This is a genomic window from Paranoxybacillus vitaminiphilus (assembly GCF_003259935.1).
GTDB lineage: Bacteria > Bacillota > Bacilli > Bacillales > Anoxybacillaceae > Paranoxybacillus > Paranoxybacillus vitaminiphilus.
Map to the genome: position 1 here is coordinate 155,644 of NZ_QLMH01000006.1, position 18,505 is coordinate 174,148.

Genomic DNA, 18,505 nt, shown 5'->3' on the forward strand with positions numbered 1-18,505 from the left:
TAATGCAACCGTTTTCATTGTGTGCAAACGATTTCTAAAGATGATTTGGAGGGGGAAAAATGAAAAGTAGAAAGTTCTTTTTAGCGATTTTTTCTTTATTTCTATTATCAAGCGTATCATTATTCGGATGTTCATCATCGAACACCTCAGAAAACAAAAGCTCTGGAGAACAAGTAACCTTGGATATTTTTCAATTTAAAGTAGAGTTCAAAGATCAATTTGAAAAAGTTGCCAAGCAATATGAAAAGCAGCATCCAAGTGTCAAAATCAATATTACAACAGTTGGCGGAGGAGAGGATTACGGGGCTGCACTTAAATCAAAATTTGCTTCAGGTGATGAACCGGCGATTTTTAATGTTGGCGGACCGCAAGATGTGCAAGATTGGTTAGGCAAGTTGGCTGATTTGTCGGATACAAAAGCTGCATCGTTAGCTCTTGACGGAACGCTTGATGGTGTTAAAAGAGATGGCCAAATTTTAGGTTTGCCATATAACCAAGAAGGATATGGATTAATTTATAATAAAGAAATCTTTAAAAAAGCTGGCATTGACGCAAGCAATATTAAATCTTTTGCTGATTTAGAACAGGCGGTTAAAAAGCTTAATGACGAGAAAAAATCTTTAGGCATTGATGCTGTATTTGCTTTTCCTGCTAAAGAAACTTGGGTAACAGGGTTGCATTTGTCGAATGCGTTTTTAGCACCGGAATTTGATTCGAACGTCGTTAATGCATTTAATGCTAAAACGGTTAACTTCGAGTATGGTAACGCAATGAAAAAACTCATTGATTTGCAAAATAAATACTCTGTTCAACCTACGGTCAGCCTAGATTATTCACAGCAGGTAGAGGAACTATTTTCTACTGGACGTGTGGCAATGATTCAACAAGGTAACTGGGTTTATAATTCGATAGCGGATATTGATCCGGAATTAGCGGAGGAAAAAATAGGAATTTTACCAATTCCAATTGAAGGATTTAAAGAAGATTCTATTCCGGTAGGGATACCGATGTACTGGGCTGTAAACAAAAATAAAGATGAAAAAGTAGTAGAAGAAGCGAAGAAATTTTTAGATTGGTTATATACGTCTAATGAAGGAAAAGACATTGTGTTGAATGATTTTAAATTCATTCCGGCATATAAAGAATATGATTCTTCAAAAATCGCTGATCCGCTATCCAGAGAAATTTATAACTATGCTCAGCAAGGAAAAACGATTGGCTGGGTGTTCATGGGATATCCAACAGGATGGGGAATGGATAAGCTAGGTGTAAATATTCAAAAATATATAAGCGGAAAAATGACATGGGACGAATTGATAACAGCTTCTAAAAAAGATTGGGAAGAAGCAAGAAGCAAATAAAATGATTAGATAAGGGGAAACAAGGCAACAATTATATATGTTGCTTTGTTTTCTTCTATTTCTAAATGAAATTCTAATCCAATATGATTCCATTGGAGGAATTTTTAAATGAAAAAACAGACATTATGGTACTGGTTATTTTTATCTCCAGTTCTTATAGCACTGATAAGTGTAGTTGTTATTCCATTTATGTTTGGATTATATTATTCATTTACTGATTGGAATGGAATACAAAGTACTAAATTTGTAGGATTTGAACATTATATGGAAATTTTTAAGGATAAGGAGTTTATAAGTTCCTTATGGTTTACTGTTAAATTTTCTATTGTATCTGTTATTCTAATTAATTTTTTTGGACTCTCTCTTGCACTTATTGTGACACAAAACATTAAAACTTCGAAAATTTTGCGTACGGTCTTTTTTATGCCAAATTTAATAGGCGGATTAATACTTGGTTTTATTTGGCAATTTATTTTTATTAAAGTTTTTGCTAGTATAGGAGATTTACTAAATATAGAAAGTTTAAGAGGGTGGCTATCGACGCCGGAAACAGGTTTCTGGGGGCTTGCTATTGTGATGAGCTGGCAAATGGCAGGTTACATCATGGTTATTTATATTGCATATTTAGAAAATATCCCGCAAGAGTTACTGGAGGCTGCGGCAATAGATGGCGCTAACAGTTTCCAAAGGTTCCGATATATCACTTTCCCTCTTGTGGCGCCAGCGTTTACGGTAAGTTTATTTTTAACGTTGTCTAACTCTTTCAAGCTGTATGATCAAAACTTGTCATTGACAGGCGGCGGTCCTTATAATTCGACACAAATGTTAGCAATGGAAATTTTTAAAACAGCTTTTAGCGAAAACCAAATGGCTTATGCTCAATCAAAAGCGGTTATATTTTTCATCATTGTAGCGGTAATTTCTTTAACGCAAGTGTATTTCAATAAGAAAAGGGAGGTGGAGATGTAATGAAAAGAGTGCAAAGATATATGATTGAGATCATCGGGATTATTTTGGCTGTCATTTGGTTGTCTCCATTTTATTTAATGATTGTCAATTCATTTAAAACAAAAAGAGAAATATTTACAGACACTTTACGGTTCCCTGAAATATTTACATTTGATAATTATGCAGAGGCTTTTAAACAATTAGATTTTTTAAAAACATTTGCAAATTCTTTATTCATTACTATTGTTAGTGTTAGTATCATTATTATATTTTCTTCCATGGGTGCCTATGCGCTTTCAAGAAGAAAGGGGAAAATAAGTTCTTTCCTATTCTTTGCATTTGTCAGTTCCATGCTTATTCCGTTCCAATCCGTTATGATTCCGCTCGTGTATATATTTGGACAAGTTGATATGTTAAATAAAATCGGATTGATATTTATGTATTTAGGTTTTGGATGCAGCCTTTCTATTTTCCTTTATCATGGAACATTAAACAGCATACCAAAGTCGTTGGATGAAGCGGCTATCATAGATGGAGCGAACCGTTTTCAAGTATTTTGGTATATTATTTTTCCGATGCTTAAACCGATAACGGTGACCGTTGCTATTTTAAATACGATCTGGATATGGAATGATTATTTATTACCTTCGCTTGTCATTAATAAAGAAGGAATGCATACGATTCCGCTAAAAATGTTCTTCTTCTTCGGAGAATATACAAAACAATGGCATTTGGCGCTTGCAGGACTGACGATAGCTATTTTGCCTGTCATTATTGGATACTTCTTTGCACAAAAACAAATTATCAAAGGAGTTTCAGAGGGAGCGGTAAAGTAACACAGTATCCAACGATGAGAATATTTTCAGCTATATAATAAAATTCTCTCCCCTTTAAATGTTGGATATATGGAATGAAAGGGTAATAATCGGTATGATAGAAGTGGTGTTGCCCTTTTCCGAACAATACAAACGATAATAAATTAAAGGGGGGAACGGAAATGGGAAAACAATGGTTGAATCTGCTTCTACTTCCGTTTCTTCTTTTTTATACGCTTCCTGCACAGGCAGCGGAAAAAGAAGAACGCAATTGGCAAGATGAAAGCATTTATTTTATTATGATTGACCGTTTTAACAACGGTGATTCAAGCAATGATTATGAAGTCAATGTAAAAGATCCGAAAGCTTATCACGGCGGGGATTTCAAGGGGATTATTCAACAGCTTGATTACATTAAAGAAATGGGCTTTACCGCTATTTGGCTGACGCCGATTTTTAAAAACGAGCCTGGCGGTTATCATGGCTATTGGGTGGAAGATTTTTATGAAGTCGAAGAACACTTTGGTACGCTTGAAGATTTTAAAAAACTTGTGAAAGAAGCGCATAAACGGGATATGAAAGTGATTTTAGATATTGTTCTCAATCATACCGGCTATCACCATCCGTGGTTGAATGACCCGGATAAGAAAGATTGGTTCCATGAAAAGAAAGAAATTTCCAACTGGAAAGATAAAGAAGAAGTGGAAAATGGTTGGTTGTTTGGTCTGCCGGATTTAGCGCAGGAAAATCCTGAAGTAAAACAATATTTAATTGATATGGCCAAATGGTGGATTGAAGAAACGGATATTGACGGCTATCGTCTTGACACGGTAAAACATGTGCCTAAGGTGTTTTGGGAAGAGTTTGCGAAAGAAGTGAAGTCAGTAAAGAAAGATTTCTTTTTAATCGGTGAAGTATGGCACGATGATCCGCGTTATATAGCCGACTATGGAAAATACGGAATCGATGCATTTGTTGATTATCCGTTTTATTATGAAGCTTCGAAAATTTTCAGTAATATTGACCAATCCATACAACCTCTCTATGATGTATGGCTTCGCAATAAAACTTTTTATCAAAACCCATACTTGCTTGGCACGTTTTTAGATAATCACGACACTGTACGGTTTACACGGCTTGCGTTACAAAATAAGCAATATCCAGTAACAAGAGTCAAAATGGGACTAACTTATTTGTTTACTGCTCCAGGCATCCCGATTATGTATTATGGCACGGAAATCGCTTTGGATGGCGGAGAAGATCCTGATAACCGCCGCTTGATGAATTTCCGAACAGATAAGGAAATTATTGACTATATTAAAAAATTAGGGGAGCTTCGCAATACATTGCCTTCACTAACGCGCGGCGATTTTGAACTTTTATATGAGAAGAACGGTATGGCGGTATTTAAACGGACATATAAAAATGAGACAGCGGTTATTGCGATTAATAATACATCGGAGTCGCAGAAGGTTCATTTTGACAATGAACAGTTGGAACCAAATAAAGAGTTAAGAGGATTGCTTGCAGGAGATTTAGTCCGCAGCACGAAGGACGGCTATGACATTATTTTAGACCGCGAAACAGCGGAAATTTACGTGCTGACTGAAAAATCAGGATTAAACATTCCGTTCATTGCTTCATTAATTGTTATTTATAGTGCATTTGGCTTTTTCCTTTATTACGCAAAGAAAAAGAGCAAAAAATAGAAACGTTTTATACATGGGGGAGTCAAAGATGAATGTAACGATAAAAGATGTTGCAAAACTAGCCAATGTCGCTCCCTCCACTGTCTCTAGAGTCATTGCCGATAGTCCGCGCATCAGCGAGAAAACAAAGAAGAAAGTGCGCCAAGCGATGAAAGAACTTGGGTATCACCCGAACTTTATTGCGCGCAGTTTGGCGAATAAATCAACGCAGGTGATCGGTCTTGTCATGCCGAGTTCAGCTGACAAGGCATTCCAAAACCCGTTTTTTCCGGAAGTGATTCGCGGTATCAGCAAGGCGGCTCATGAAAAAAAATACGCTTTGCAAATGTCGACTGGAGAGAGCGAAGAAGATATTTACGACGGTGTCATTGAAATGCTCCAAGGCAGAAGAGTGGACGGTGTTATTCTTCTTTATTCTCGCATTAACGATAAAATTACGAAATACTTACAGAAAAACGGCTTTCCATTTGTTGTGATTGGAAAGCCGCATAAAAAAACGGAGCAAATTACTCATGTGGATAATGACAACTATCGTGCAGCACGAGAAGCAACAGAGCATTTAGTCCAACTCGGTCATGAACGAATTGCGTTTGTCGGCGGTAATTTAAATTATATGGTGACAGTGGATCGTTTGCTGGGGTATGAGGAAGCGCTGAAAAATGCAGGCTTACCTTATCGAAAAGAGTATATCGTTCATGAGGAGTTTTTAAAAGAAGGCGGCCAAGAAGCAATGAAGGAACTTCTTTCCTTAGAAGAGCCGCCGACAGCGTTAGTTGTGGCTGATGATTTAATGGCGCTTGGAGTGTTAAATACATTAGATGAGATGAACTTGAGCGTACCGGATGATATTTCAATTGTAAGTTTTAATAATGTCCTTTTATCAGAGCTCTCTCGGCCGCCGTTAACATCAGTGGATATTAATATTTTTCAGCTCGGTTATGAGGCGGCAAAAAACTTAATTCAAAAAGTGGAAAACCCGAATGAGCCGATTAAGCGGATTATCATTCCTCATACTTTAATTAAGCGATGTTCCTGTGGGTATTATCGAAAGAAAAGGGGCTGACCAAAAAGCAAAGTGTCATCTCAAATGATCGTGAGGTCAGACACTTATCGGTCAGCCCTTTTTCGAAATCATTTTTATGTTATAGATTGATAAAAGTTTGAATATATTATATATTTAAATAAAAATGAATGATTGCTGAAATCAGAACTTAGAAGTTATATGCTGTTTGTTATCCCATTTGAATAATTCTCGCTCCTATGATGTTAAACATTCATTATATTAATGAAATACCATAAAGACTAAAATAGTTTGTTTGCTGGAAAATAGCTCTTTGAAAGCTGAATATGGCTGGCAAGTAGGGTGCGTATGAAAGTTATACGCTTAAAAGGGAAGAACGGTGAAAGGCCGTCACGGTACCCGCCACTGTGATGGGGAGTTTCATTGCAACATGTCACTGAAAGCGATTTCGGGAAGGCGCAATGAAGCGATGATCCTAAGTCAGGAGACCTGCCTTGCTTGTGTTTTGTACGGATGCCTACGGGACTATAGGTAGACGTGCGGTAGAATGCGATTTTCATTGTGGACGACCACGAGAATGGATAGTGATTTTTCTTGTAATGGTTGTCTGCAACGGCAGCTTGCTTTTGTTTATTCTGATTATTCGTATTTTTCTGCACCTCTACTATAGAGGTGCATTTTTTTTTTGGGAAAAGGAGGAAAAGATTTGGCTACTTGGAATTTATCTGGGACGAAGCATCACGTTCTTATTTGCAATGGCGCAAGCTGCATGCGCAAAGGGGCAGAGGAAGTGACGCAAACCATTCGTGCAGAAATTGAAGCATTATATTTAGATGACCTCGTTCATACATCAAGAACACGCTGCAACGGTAGATGTCAAGATGCCTGCGTGGTTATCGTCTATCCGGAAGGTACATGGTACAAGGCGATAACTCCTGAATTAGCTCGTCAGCTCGTAAAAATGCATTTATTGAAAGGAATCCCGCTTGAAGAAGCCATTTCCTACAAATATGAGGAACAGGAAGGATTTTTTCTCGCAAACCCGGATGTTCCGATCGGGATTTCTAAAACAGCCAAAAAGTCTACGTAAACCTCTTTAAACCTTATAGATGAGCTGCAAAATTTCCTGCCGCTCCCTGCAAGTATCATGAGAATAGCGCACGCTGGCAATAAAGTGCAACTTCATCAGTGGGGGTTCTTCATTCCCCACTGATGTTAGTTGAATAGCGTCCGTTATCTCCTACCTGTAGAGGTGGGAGTCTTACGGATGATTAGAACGGGATAAAACAAACTACATTTGCGTTTTACGTGATTTGCTTTAGTAAGGAGGTAAAAAGGTGAAAAGGTTTATTGTTTTATCATTATGTTTCTTTATATATTTCATGTTTGCCACACCGCCGTTTACATATGCAATGCACATTATGGAAGGATTTTTGCCGGTGAAGTGGGCGGTTTTTTGGTGGCTCGTTTTTCTGCCGTTCTTCATTCTTGGAGTCCGTTCACTTTTGCGGATAACGAAGGAAAAGCCTGAGTTAAAGCTGTTAATCGCCCTTGCCGGAGCATTTTCCTTCGTTCTTTCCGCGTTAAAAATCCCATCTGTGACAGGGAGCAGTTCCCATCCTACAGGCGTCGGCCTCGGAGCGTTGTTATTTGGACCAATGACGATGACAGTGATGGGGAGCGTCGTTTTGCTTTTTCAAGCGTTATTGCTGGCGCACGGGGGATTGACGACGTTAGGAGCGAATGCCGTTTCAATGGCGGTCGTTGGACCAATGGCAGCCTATGGAGTTTACCGTTTTGGAATAAGAATAACGGCCAATAAGCGGCTTGTTGTTTTCGCTGCTGCGGCTCTTTCCAACTTAGCGACATATGTTGTTACCTCTTTTCAACTGGCGTTGGCGTTTCCTGACGCAACAGGCGGAATAATAGCATCATTTTTCAAATTTGCCGGCATTTTTGCTGTGACACAGATCCCACTTGCAATTACGGAAGGATTGTTAACAGTCGTCGTATGGAATTTCCTTTCTACATACAGCCGCGATGAATTAGAACAATTACGTTCGATGAAAGGGGTGTAAAGCTTGAAACGAAATGGGTCTCTTCTTTTGCTTGCGTTCATCATTGCTGCGGCACCGCTATTTGTTATCCGCGATTCTGAGTTTGCCGGCGCCGACGGTAAGGCGGAGGAAGCGGTTCAAACGATTGCTCCGCAATATAAACCTTGGGTTCAAGCGATATTTGAGCCGCCCGGCGGAGAAGTGGAGACGCTTTTATTTTCCGTACAAGCGGCGATTGGCGCTGGAATCATTGGTTATATTATCGGCGTATATAAAGGGCGTTCAAGCCGGAGAGATGAAGTGAAATGATCAAACAGTTTGATGCAGTTGCCTATAACAACCGGCTAAGAAAAGTACCGCCTGAACAAAAAGTTTTTTTTGCCTTTGTTTTACTTTTCATCGTCATGTTTGGAAATCGGGAAATTCAAGCGGCGATTATCGTTTGGCTTTTAGTATGGATTGTTGGGTATGCCCGTGTTTCGTGGCGGATGTATGCAAAGGCTGCATTCGCTGCTTCCGTATTTCTTTTTGCCAGCTTGCCGCTCCTTATTGTCTCGGTTGATCGTTCTTTTCATATTTTTCTGAATAAAGCGGCGGTTGACTTGGCGCTTGACCTGTTTTTCCGTTCTTTTGCTGCCTGGTCATGTCTGTTTTTTCTGCTGCTAACGACGCCGTTCACAGAACTTCTCTATATGTTCAAACGAATTAAAGTTCCGTTGATTATCATCGAGCTATTGTTTTTAGTGTATCGGTTTGTTTTCGTTTTCGCACAGGCGGCGGAGGAACTTTGGATTGCGATGAAAGCGCGCAACGGCGGAAACCATTGGCGGCAGGGAGGCATGCTTATTTTTCAGCTTGTGCAAAAAATATGGTTTCATTATGAAGCGTTGTCGCTTGCTTTGCGTGCGCGCAACTTTTCTGGCGAAGTCGCTTATTTACAGAGATATGATTACGCTGTATGCAACCGTTACTTAATCGAAGCGATTGTCGGGGTGTCCGCGCTTTTGCTGTTTGGCTGGATAGGGGGAGATAGGTAGCCGATGTTGCAATTTTATGACATTCATTATAAGTATCCGAATGGCCAACATGTGCTAAACGGATTATCATTGCACGTTCCGCTTGGAAAAAGATGTGCACTTATTGGCCATAACGGCTGCGGCAAAACAACATTATTTTTGCACGCGAATGGGCTGCTTCAACCAAACCGGGGCGAAGTGCATTGGAAGGGACAGAAGATTGACTATAAGCGTCAAACGCTGCAAAACTTACGCAAAGAAATTGGCGTTGTTTTCCAAAACCCTGAACACCAGCTGGTTGCTCCGACAGTGATGGAAGAGCTTGCTTTTGGATTGTACAACTTGCGCTTAGAAAAGGATGTCATTCATAAGCGGCTTGAAAAAACAATTCAAGACTTTGCGTTGCATCCGTGGCTGGACAAGCCGGTTCATCATTTAAGTCTCGGACAAAAAAAGTGGCTTTCGCTTGCCTCCGTGATGATTATGGAGCCAAGCCTGCTGATTTTAGATGAACCGACAGCTTATTTAGACTGCTTGCAAATCGAACAATTTCTCGAAAAATTAAATGACATTCATCAAAAAGGTGTCACGATTTTGCTCGCTACGCACGATCTTGATTTCGTTTTAGAATGGGCAGATGTTGTTTTTGTGATGCATAGTGGTCAAATCGTAATGGAAGGAGAGCCAGCGAAAGTGTTTGCCGAAAGCGAAAAGCTGAATCAGTTTCAAATGGGGATTCCTTTGCTTGCTAAGGTATGGAAATCGCTTTTTCCTGTCGATGGTTGTGTTCCGTGCGACGTTAGACAGTTTATTGAGCGGTTGAATGTATTAAACAATAGGGTGGTGCGAAAATGAGCGGAAAATTGTTTGTGATTGGTTTTGGTCCAGGAAGTGCGGATCATATGACAAAACGGGCACGCGAAGCGATTGAAGAAAGCGAAGTGATTATCGGCTATAAAACGTATGTCGATCTCGTTCGCGATTTGCTGGCGAATAAAGAAATTATCAGCACCGGTATGACGGAAGAGGTGAGCCGGGCGCAGGCAGCGGTGAAACAGGCGGAATCCGGCAAAAAAGTCGCTGTCATTTCCAGCGGGGATGCAGGTGTGTACGGAATGGCAGGACTCATCTACGAAGTATTAGCCGAAAAAGGCTGGAAAAAAGAAACGGGAGTCGAAGTCGAAGTCATTCCCGGAATCTCAGCGATTCAATCATGTGCCGCCTTATTAGGTGCGCCTGTCATGCACGATGCGTGTACGATTAGTTTGAGTGACCACTTAACCCCTTGGGCCGTCATTGCAAAGCGGATCGAGGCGGCGGCACAGGCCGATTTTGTCATTGCGTTTTACAACCCGAAAAGTGGGAGAAGAACGCGGCAAATTGTCGAAGCGCGAACGATTTTATTGCGCCATCGTTCGCCAAAAACGCCGGTCGGGTTAGTGAAAAGCGCTTATCGCGAGCGCCAGCATATCGTACTGACCGATTTAGAGAATATGTTGGAACATGACATTGGCATGTTAACGACGGTCATTGTCGGCAACTCTTCCACATTTGTTCATGATGGTGTCATGATTACGCCGCGCGGATACAAGCGGAAATATACGCTTACAGCAGCGGAGCAGCCGTTAAAACCGCATGAACGGCTGCGGAGAGAAGCTGAGCCGTGGGCGCTGGAACAAACGGAGCCGGTAACCGATTCTTTAAGAAGTATCGCAGAGGAAGCGTTGCAGCGGGTGGAAAAAAAGCAAGAAGATAAACCGATTTCTGCCATCTTTGAAGTCGCGGTTTGTCCGCAGACGACGAAGCAGTTTACTGCTCAGCAGCTGATGGTCATGGCAGAAGTAACCGGAAAAAATGGCGTCATGAAATATACACCGGATCATTATATGAAGTTGGAAGTTGAGACAGACAATCCGCAAAAAATTGTTGAAAGACTGAAGCAAGTTGGCCTTACCCTCTTACCAGTCGGAAATGTTTTGACATTAAAGACATGTGACTTTTGTGATGGAGAGAAAAAAGAGTCAATTCCTTATGCAGAAGAAATTAGAAATCGTTTCAATGGAATGGAAATGCCTAAAGAATTAAAAATTGGTTTCAATGGATGCGGCATGGCTTGTTATGGTGCCGTTCATGAGGATATTGGAATCGTCTATCGAAAAGGGGCATTCGATTTATTTCTTGGAGCGAAAACAGTGGGGAGAGACGCTCATCCTGGCCAGCTTGCTGCTGAAGGAATAAGTCCTGAGAAACTGCTTGATACCATTGAAAAAATCATTACGGAATATAAAGAAAAAGCACATCCGAACGAACGGTTTTATAAGTTTTTCAAACGCGTCGGTCATATTGCCGGTTTTGCGTATGAGGAAAGAGAAACAAATGTAAAAGTACAGCCGCTTTCTTGCGGTGATTAGGAGGGGAAAACACGTGAAAGCGATTTTGTTTGTTGGGCACGGAAGCAAAGATGCGGAAGGAAATGAAGAAGTCCGTCAATTTATTGCGCAATTAGAAAAAAAAATCGAGAGTTCGTTTATTGTTGAAACATGCTATTTAGAATTTGCCTCACCAACTGTTTCTGAAGGAATCAATCAATGTGTAGCGAAAGGAGCAAGCCACATCGTTGTCATTCCAATGATGCTTCTTGCGGCAGGGCATGCAAAGCTTCATATTCCGGCAGAAATTGATCACGCAAAGAAGAGATTTCCTCATGTGCAGTTTACATATGGCCGGCCGGTCGGTATTCATGAGGAAACTTTTTCGATTTTAAAAGAAAGATTAATAGAAATTGGCGAAGATATTGACCAGCCCTCTGAACATACAGCGGTTCTCTTGTTAGGCAGAGGTGGAAGCGACCCGGACGCGAACAGCGACTTATACAAAATTACGCGGCTGTTTTGGGAAAAATCACGCTATCGGCTAGTCGAACCTGCGTTTATGGGAGTGACTGCTCCGCTCGTAAGCGAAGGAGTGGAAAGATGTGTCAAACTCGGAGCGAAAAAAGTGATTATTTTGCCATACTTTTTATTTACGGGTGTTCTCATTAAGCGGTTGGAAAAAATGGTGGAACAGTTCCGCGGACAATATAAGGGTGTAGATTTTCAACTGGCGAAATATTTCGGTTTTCACCCAAAATTAGAAGCGATTTTTATCGAACGTGTTCAGGAAGCGCTCGCTGATGAAGTAAAGATGAATTGTGATATGTGCCAGTATCGTCTGGAAGCGATGGAACATCATCACTACCATCATCACCACCATCACCATCACCATTCATAAGGCAGGGGAGCTGAGATGATCATTGTATTAGCGGGAACAAGTGATGCACGCGGACTAGCATTACGTATTCAGCAAAACGGATATCGTGTGTTAACGACGGTAGTGACAGACAATGCCGCTGAAGAAATGAAAGCTGCGGGACTTGATGTGCATGTAGGGCGTTTATCAGACGTTGAACTGGCGCAGCTCATTCGCTCAAAAAATGTACAAGCCGTCGTTGATGCAAGCCATCCGTTTGCTGAAGAAGCTTCAAAAAATGCAATGAGCGCAGCAAAACAGGTAAATGTGCCTTACATCCGCTATGAGAGAGAGTCGCAGTCTTTTGAATATGAAAAGCTGATTGTCGTTGACAGTTATGAAGAAGCGGCAAGACTCGCCATGGAAAAGAGAGGCGTGATTATGTTAACAACAGGAAGTAAAACGCTGCACATTTTTGCCGAGAAATTGCTTAATCTCCCAAACACGCGCTTAATTGCGCGCATGCTGCCGCGGAAGGATAACATGGAAAAATGCGAACAGCTTCATTTTCCGCAAAAGAATATTGTTGCTATGCAGGGGCCATTTTCAAAAGAATTAGATAAAGCACTATTTAAGCATTTTGGCGTCACATTGTTAATTACGAAGGAAAGCGGAAAAGCAGGCTTTGTGGATGAGAAAGTGGAAGCAGCCATGGAGCTCGGGATTGAAACGATTGTGATCAACCGCCCTCGTCTTGATTATGGCATTGTATATTCTACTTTTTCAGAGGTTATTTCTGCTTTAAATCAGTTAGTCTCAATCAAAAGTTGAAAAAAGGAGATGAAAACATGGATTTTCGCACGGATTTTAAACCGCTCACGGTTCAACCTGAAGCAATCGAACAAACAAGTTTTTCCATTATTGACCAGGAAATAGGTGACCATTCTTTTACAAAGGAGCAATACGCAGTTGTGCAGCGTGTGATTCATGCTTCAGCTGATTTTGAACTGGGAAAAAGTTTGCTCTTTCATCCTCAAGCGATACAAGCAGGGATACGGGCCATTCGCGAAGGGAAAAAAATTGTTGCTGATGTACAAATGGTTCAAGTCGGAATTAACAAAACAAGAATTGAAAAGTTTGGGGGAGAGGTGAAAGTATATATCTCCGATCCGGATGTCATTGAAGAAGCAAAAAGACTAAACACAACGCGCGCCATTATTTCGATGCGAAAAGCTGTCAAAGAAGCAGAAGGCGGAATTTTTGCGATTGGAAATGCGCCAACGGCTCTGCTTGAGCTTATTCGCTTAATTAAAGAAGGAGAGGCTAAGCCGGGCTTAGTGATTGGCCTGCCAGTGGGATTCGTGTCGGCTGCGGAATCAAAGGAAGAATTGGCGAAGCTGGATGTTCCTTTTATTACAAACGTGGGCAGGAAGGGAGGCAGCACCGTTACTGTCGCCGCATTAAATGCGATTTCGATTTTAGCCGATCAGGTGTGAAAGATGACAGAGAAAACGAAATTACGAGAAGGGTATACAACGGGGGCGTGTGCAACCGCAGCGACAAAAGCAGCGTTAACGGCTTTAATTACTGGAGATGTGCAGAAAGAAGCGACCATTTATTTGCCGGTAGGAAGGTTTGTCACTTTTCAAGTTGAAAGCTGTGAAGTGGCAAATGATTCAGCGACTGCCTGCGTTGTAAAAGACGGTGGCGATGATCCGGATGCCACTCATGGAGCGCATATTGTTTCAACAGTTACATGGATAAATGAAGCAAAGATTGTCCTTGATGGAGGTGCAGGAGTTGGCCGTGTAACAAAGGAAGGGCTTCCTGTTCCGGTTGGCGAGGCAGCGATTAATCCGGTTCCGCGCCAAATGATTTTGGAAACGGCAAAAGAAGTCCTTAAAAACTACCAAGTAACGAGAGGAATTAAAATCATTATCTCCGTGCCAAACGGCGAGGAGATTGCGAAAAAAACGCTAAATCCGCGCCTCGGAATTATTGGAGGCATTTCCATTTTAGGTACGCGGGGAATCGTCGTACCATTTTCAACTGCTGCCTATCGAGCAAGCATTGTCCAAGCCATTCGCGTCGCAAAAGCAAACGGATGTAATCATGTTGTCATTACAACCGGCGGGCGCAGCGAAAAATATGCGATGAAAGAGTTTCCGCACCTTCCTGAAGAAGCATTTATTGAAATGGGCGATTTTGTCGGATTTACATTAAAGCAATGCAAAAGACTAGGGATCAAAAAAGTGTCAATGGTTGGGATGATGGGGAAATTTTCAAAAGTCGCCCAAGGAGTGATGATGGTTCACTCAAAAAGTGCTCCTGTCGATTTTCACTTTTTGGCAAAAGTCGCAGGGGAAGCCGGGGCTTCACAAGAGGTGATCGAGCAAATCAAAAACGCGAATACGGCTTCACAAGTAGGCGATATGATGCTGGCGGATGGCAATATAGAATTTTTTCAGAAGCTATGTGATTACTGCTGTTTATCCGCATTAAAAGAAGTGGGTGGCGGATTGGAAGTGGAAACTTCTCTTTATACAATGAACGGGCAATTTTTAGGGAAGGCGGTACGGGAAAGTGTCAAAAATCAAAATGATTGGAATCGGAGATAACGGTAAAGACAGTTTATTTCCTTTATATGAGCAATGGATTTATGAAAGTGAAGTGCTCATCGGCGGGGAGAGGCAGCTTTCCTTTTTTCCCGACTATCAAGGGGAAAAGGTAATACTTAAAGGCGGTTTGCAGCCGATCGTTGAACGGCTGCAGCATGAAACGCGCTCCACGGTTATTTTAGCTTCAGGCGATCCTTTGTTTTATGGAATCGGAAGCTATTTAGCAGGAAAAGCAGATATCGAGATTTACCCTTATTTAAGCTCCTTGCAGCTTGCATTTGCCAAAATGAAAGAATCATGGCAGGATGCATACTTTGTAAGCATACATGGAAGAAGTATGCAAGGTCTTGCCCAACGCATTGATGGAAAAAAGAAAATAGCGGTTTTGACAGACGCGGAAAATTCTCCAAACAAGCTGGCTGAGTATTTACTTTCTTTTGGAATGAACGAATATGAGGCATTTGTTGCTGAAAATTTAGGCGGTGCAGAAGAAAGATGCCGCTGGTTTTCGTTGGAAGAAATGGTGAAAGCGGAATTTTCCCCATTAAATATTGTTATTTTGAAGAAAGTGTCTAAAAGTCCGGTGTGGCCAATCGGAATTGAAGATGATGAGTTTGTCCAGCGAAAGCCGGAAAAAGGACTGATTACAAAAAAAGAAATTCGTGTATTAAGCTTAAGTGCCCTTCATTTAAAGGAAGACAGTGTTGTATGGGATATCGGCACATGTACGGGGTCCGTGGCGATTGAGGCAGCGCGGATGGCTCGTGAAGGAAAAGTGTATGCGATTGAAAAAAACGAACACGATATCGAGATTTGTCGAAAAAATATGCGTAAATTTCGTACCGATTTCACACTGGTACACGGCAAAGCACCGGAGAGGCTCGATGAGTTCCCGGATCCTGATGCGGTGTTTATCGGCGGGACAAGCAGCGAATTAGAAAGCATTGTGCAAGTTTGCTGTGCACGTTTAAAAAAGAATGGAAGAATCGTAATAAATGCCATTACGATTGAAACACTTTCAAAAGCAGTTGAAATACTCGAAAAGAATGGATTTCGCACCCATATTGTTCTTGCGCAAATTTCACGGAGCAAACCGATTTTACAATTGACACGTTTTGCTGCGCTGAATCCCATTTACATTATTTCTGCTGAACGAAAGGAGAATGCCGAATGCTAGGAACGTTATACGGGGTAGGCGTAGGTCCGGGCGATCCTGAACTAATTACCATAAAAGCGTTTCGCCGTTTAAAAGAAGCAGCAGTGATTGCTTATCCTAAAAAACAAAAAGGCAGCAAAAGTTACGCGCAAAAAATTGTCGAAGCTTACTTTCAGCCGAACGAAAAAGAAATGCTCGGGCTTGTTTTTCCGATGACGAAAGATAGAAAGACGTTGGAAGCCAAATGGGATGAGACGGTTAACCGCGTATATGAAAAGCTTCAAGAAGGAAAAGATGTCGTTTTTGTCACAGAAGGAGACCCCTTTTTATACAGCACATTTATACATATGATGCGGCGCATGAACGAGCAGCATCCAGAAGTGGTCATTGAAGTCGTTCCAGGGGTTTCTTCTGTAAACGGAGCGGCGGCACGGCTTGGTCTTCCGCTTGCTGATGGCGACGAGCATATCGCCATCGTCCCGGCACGCGATGACTATGAAACAATGAAAAAAGTCATTCAAGAAAATGATTGTGTCATTTTTCTTAAAGTGGCGAAGGTCATCGATTTAATCATGAAGATTTTACGAGAGCTTGATTTGCTTCATAAGGCGTCTGTCATCACAAAAGCGACCTCAGACGAAGAAATCATTTGGAAGCTCGAAGACATTGAAGGTGCTGAACTAGAATACTTAACACTTATGGTGGTGAGAAAGTGAAACTGTATATAATCGGAGCGGGACCGGGAGACCCGGATTTGATTACGGTCAAGGGCTTAAAGCTTCTCCAAGAAGCGGATGCCATCTTTTATACAGATTCTCTTGTTAATGAGGAGTTGATGAAACGGGCAAAGCCAGAGGCGGAAGTGTTCAAAACGGCGGGAATGCATTTAGAACAGATCGTCGGTATGATACTGGAAAAATTAAGGGAAGGAAAGAAGGTAGTTCGCGTTCATACGGGTGATCCTTCCGTTTACGGTGCCATACAAGAACAAATATCGCTCCTAAAGAAGCAAGGAGTAGATGTCGAAATCGTTCCCGGTGTCAGTTCAGTATTTGCAGCAGCTGCTGCAGCAAAAGCGGAGTTAACCATCCCTGATTTAACGCAAACCGTTATTTTGACAAGAGCAGAAGGAAGGACACCTGTTCCAGAAACGGAAAAATTACAAGATTTAGCGAAACATCATTGCACACTGGCGCTTTTTTTAAGTGCAACATTGACGAAAAAAGTAACAAAAGAGCTGCTTGATGCCGGCTGGAGCGAACAGACGCCGGTAGTAATTGTCTATAAGGCAACATGGCCCGAACAAAAAATTGTTCGTTCAACGGTCGGACGTTTAGATGAAGATATGCAGAAAAACGGGATTCGTCAACATGCCATGATTTTGGCAGGATGGGCGCTCGATGAAAACATTGATGAGCAAAATTACCGTTCAAAGCTGTATGATTATTCGTTTACACACGGCTATCGCCGAGGGGGGGAGCGATTGTGAAAGGACAGTATGCCGTTGTTGCCATTACGAAGCACGGAGTGGAAATTGCGCGCAAATTAGGAGTTCGTTTGCCCTCCAGTGATGTGTATTATATGAACAAATTTGCGAAAGGGGATGAAGAGGAAAAAGGAATTCAATTGTTTGAAGGAAGCGTCCGCCTCCTTTTGCCATCGCTTTTTTCTTCGTATCGCGGGCTGATTCTCATTATTTCGCTTGGTGCCGTTGTTCGCATGATTGCACCGCTTTTAAAGGATAAAAAAACCGATCCAGCTGTTGTCGTGATTGATGATAAGGCTGAACATGTCATCAGTGTGTTATCCGGACATCTTGGCGGGGCAAATGAATTGACCAGGGAAGTCGCAGCGATTTTGCAAGCACGTCCTGTGATTACAACGGCATCTGATGTGCAAAAGACGATCCCCGTTGATTTATTTGGAAGACGGTTCGGCTGGGTTTGGGAATCGGAGGAAAACTTGACACCTGTAAGCGCAGCGGTAGTCAATGAAGAAAAGGTAGCGATTGTGCAAGAGTCGGGAGAAAAAGACTGGTGGCATTACGATACGCCTCTGCCAAGCAATATTCAAGTATACTCTTCCATTGATGAGGCACTGAAAGATAAACCGGCTGCTGCGCTTATCGTTACGCATCGCATTTTGTCCGACAGAGAAAAAGAAATTTTAAAAAACGGCGTTCTTTATCGTCCGAAAGTCATTGTGCTTGGCATTGGCTGCAACCGCGGGACAAGCGCATCGGAAATTGAAGCGGTCATTCAAGAAACATTGCATGAGCTGTCGTTCTCGATAAAAAGTGTCAAAGCGCTTTGCACGATCGATTTAAAAAAGGATGAACAAGGGTTAATTGAAGTAGCCAATAAATATGGCTGGGAATTTGTTTATTACTCTCCGGAAGAGCTAAATTCCGTCGAATTGGAGCTTCCATCCGAGACAGTGTTTCGCTATACGGGGGCCTATGGCGTAAGCGAGCCTGCTGCCAAGCTGTACAGCGGGGCAAAGCAACTGGAAGTAGTGAAGAAAAAATCGGGAAATGTAACCATTTCGGTTGCACTGATTCGTTACTAGGGAGGAAA

Annotated in this window: 19 protein-coding genes and 1 riboswitch; all 19 genes read left to right on the top strand. The window is 41.8% G+C overall.

All coding sequences use genetic code 11. The annotated features are described in order from the left end of the window. Window positions 1–59: 59 nt before the first annotated feature. Window positions 60–1,361: an ABC transporter substrate-binding protein gene (locus B0I26_RS09420; RefSeq protein ID WP_111645195.1), complete on the top strand. Its 1,302-nt coding sequence runs from the start codon at window positions 60–62 to the stop codon at window positions 1,359–1,361. A 108-nt stretch (window positions 1,362–1,469) separates the two neighbouring features. Beyond that, window positions 1,470–2,330, top strand: coding sequence for a carbohydrate ABC transporter permease (locus B0I26_RS09425; protein ID WP_111645196.1), 861 nt, complete (start codon window positions 1,470–1,472; stop codon window positions 2,328–2,330). Further along, the gene (locus tag B0I26_RS09430; RefSeq protein WP_111645197.1) at window positions 2,330–3,145 is read left to right on the top strand and encodes a carbohydrate ABC transporter permease; all 816 of its coding nucleotides are present in this window, start codon (window positions 2,330–2,332) and stop codon (window positions 3,143–3,145) included. Before B0I26_RS09425 ends, B0I26_RS09430 begins: the two co-directional genes overlap by 1 nt. A 161-nt stretch (window positions 3,146–3,306) precedes the next feature. Continuing rightward, window positions 3,307–4,833 (top strand): alpha-amylase family glycosyl hydrolase, encoded by a 1,527-nt coding sequence (locus tag B0I26_RS09435; RefSeq protein ID WP_111645198.1) that lies wholly within the window; start codon window positions 3,307–3,309, stop codon window positions 4,831–4,833. 28 nt (window positions 4,834–4,861) lie between these two features. After that, window positions 4,862–5,896, top strand: a complete 1,035-nt coding sequence (locus B0I26_RS09440) for a LacI family DNA-binding transcriptional regulator (protein ID WP_111645199.1) — start codon at window positions 4,862–4,864, stop codon at window positions 5,894–5,896. 281 nt (window positions 5,897–6,177) lie between these two features. Continuing rightward, window positions 6,178–6,365, top strand: a riboswitch (cobalamin riboswitch). Between the two features lie 195 nt (window positions 6,366–6,560). Further along, window positions 6,561–6,944: a (2Fe-2S) ferredoxin domain-containing protein gene (locus tag B0I26_RS09445; RefSeq protein ID WP_111645234.1), complete on the top strand. Its 384-nt coding sequence runs from the start codon at window positions 6,561–6,563 to the stop codon at window positions 6,942–6,944. Between the two features lie 292 nt (window positions 6,945–7,236). Beyond that, entirely contained in the window at window positions 7,237–7,932 is a 696-nt protein-coding gene (locus B0I26_RS09450; RefSeq protein ID WP_111645235.1) for an energy-coupling factor ABC transporter permease, read from the top strand. A 3-nt stretch (window positions 7,933–7,935) separates the two neighbouring features. Next, window positions 7,936–8,220, top strand: a complete 285-nt coding sequence (locus B0I26_RS09455) for an energy-coupling factor ABC transporter substrate-binding protein (RefSeq protein ID WP_111645200.1) — start codon at window positions 7,936–7,938, stop codon at window positions 8,218–8,220. Then, window positions 8,217–8,948, top strand: a complete 732-nt coding sequence (cbiQ, locus tag B0I26_RS09460; protein WP_111645201.1) for a cobalt ECF transporter T component CbiQ — start codon at window positions 8,217–8,219, stop codon at window positions 8,946–8,948. The genes B0I26_RS09455 and cbiQ overlap by 4 nt, the downstream gene beginning before the upstream one ends. A 3-nt stretch (window positions 8,949–8,951) precedes the next feature. Then, entirely contained in the window at window positions 8,952–9,782 is an 831-nt protein-coding gene (locus tag B0I26_RS09465) for an energy-coupling factor ABC transporter ATP-binding protein (RefSeq protein ID WP_111645202.1), read from the top strand. Then, the gene (cobJ, locus tag B0I26_RS09470) at window positions 9,779–11,338 is read left to right on the top strand and encodes a precorrin-3B C(17)-methyltransferase (protein ID WP_111645203.1); all 1,560 of its coding nucleotides are present in this window, start codon (window positions 9,779–9,781) and stop codon (window positions 11,336–11,338) included. Before B0I26_RS09465 ends, cobJ begins: the two co-directional genes overlap by 4 nt. A gap of 13 nt (window positions 11,339–11,351) precedes the next feature. Further along, on the top strand, window positions 11,352–12,197 hold the full coding sequence (locus tag B0I26_RS09475; protein ID WP_111645204.1) for a sirohydrochlorin chelatase: 846 nt from the start codon (window positions 11,352–11,354) through the stop codon (window positions 12,195–12,197). Window positions 12,198–12,212: 15 nt separating this feature from the next. Then, window positions 12,213–12,986 carry a precorrin-6A reductase gene (gene cobK / locus B0I26_RS09480; protein ID WP_111645205.1) on the top strand — a complete coding sequence of 258 codons (774 nt, stop codon included), beginning with the start codon at window positions 12,213–12,215 and terminating at the stop codon, window positions 12,984–12,986. A gap of 17 nt (window positions 12,987–13,003) precedes the next feature. After that, entirely contained in the window at window positions 13,004–13,651 is a 648-nt protein-coding gene (locus tag B0I26_RS09485) for a precorrin-8X methylmutase (protein ID WP_111645206.1), read from the top strand. Window positions 13,652–13,654: 3 nt separating this feature from the next. Further along, entirely contained in the window at window positions 13,655–14,773 is a 1,119-nt protein-coding gene (locus tag B0I26_RS09490) for a cobalt-precorrin-5B (C(1))-methyltransferase (protein WP_111645207.1), read from the top strand. Next, entirely contained in the window at window positions 14,754–15,950 is a 1,197-nt protein-coding gene (cbiE, locus tag B0I26_RS09495) for a precorrin-6y C5,15-methyltransferase (decarboxylating) subunit CbiE (RefSeq protein ID WP_111645236.1), read from the top strand. The genes B0I26_RS09490 and cbiE overlap by 20 nt, the downstream gene beginning before the upstream one ends. Further along, complete coding sequence (cobI, locus tag B0I26_RS09500) at window positions 15,944–16,645, top strand: precorrin-2 C(20)-methyltransferase (RefSeq protein WP_111645208.1); 702 nt, start codon at window positions 15,944–15,946, stop codon at window positions 16,643–16,645. Before cbiE ends, cobI begins: the two co-directional genes overlap by 7 nt. Beyond that, complete coding sequence (gene cobM / locus B0I26_RS09505) at window positions 16,642–17,418, top strand: precorrin-4 C(11)-methyltransferase (protein WP_111645209.1); 777 nt, start codon at window positions 16,642–16,644, stop codon at window positions 17,416–17,418. The genes cobI and cobM overlap by 4 nt, the downstream gene beginning before the upstream one ends. Further along, complete coding sequence (locus tag B0I26_RS09510) at window positions 17,412–18,497, top strand: cobalt-precorrin 5A hydrolase (protein WP_181502821.1); 1,086 nt, start codon at window positions 17,412–17,414, stop codon at window positions 18,495–18,497. Before cobM ends, B0I26_RS09510 begins: the two co-directional genes overlap by 7 nt. Window positions 18,498–18,505 lie beyond the last annotated feature (8 nt).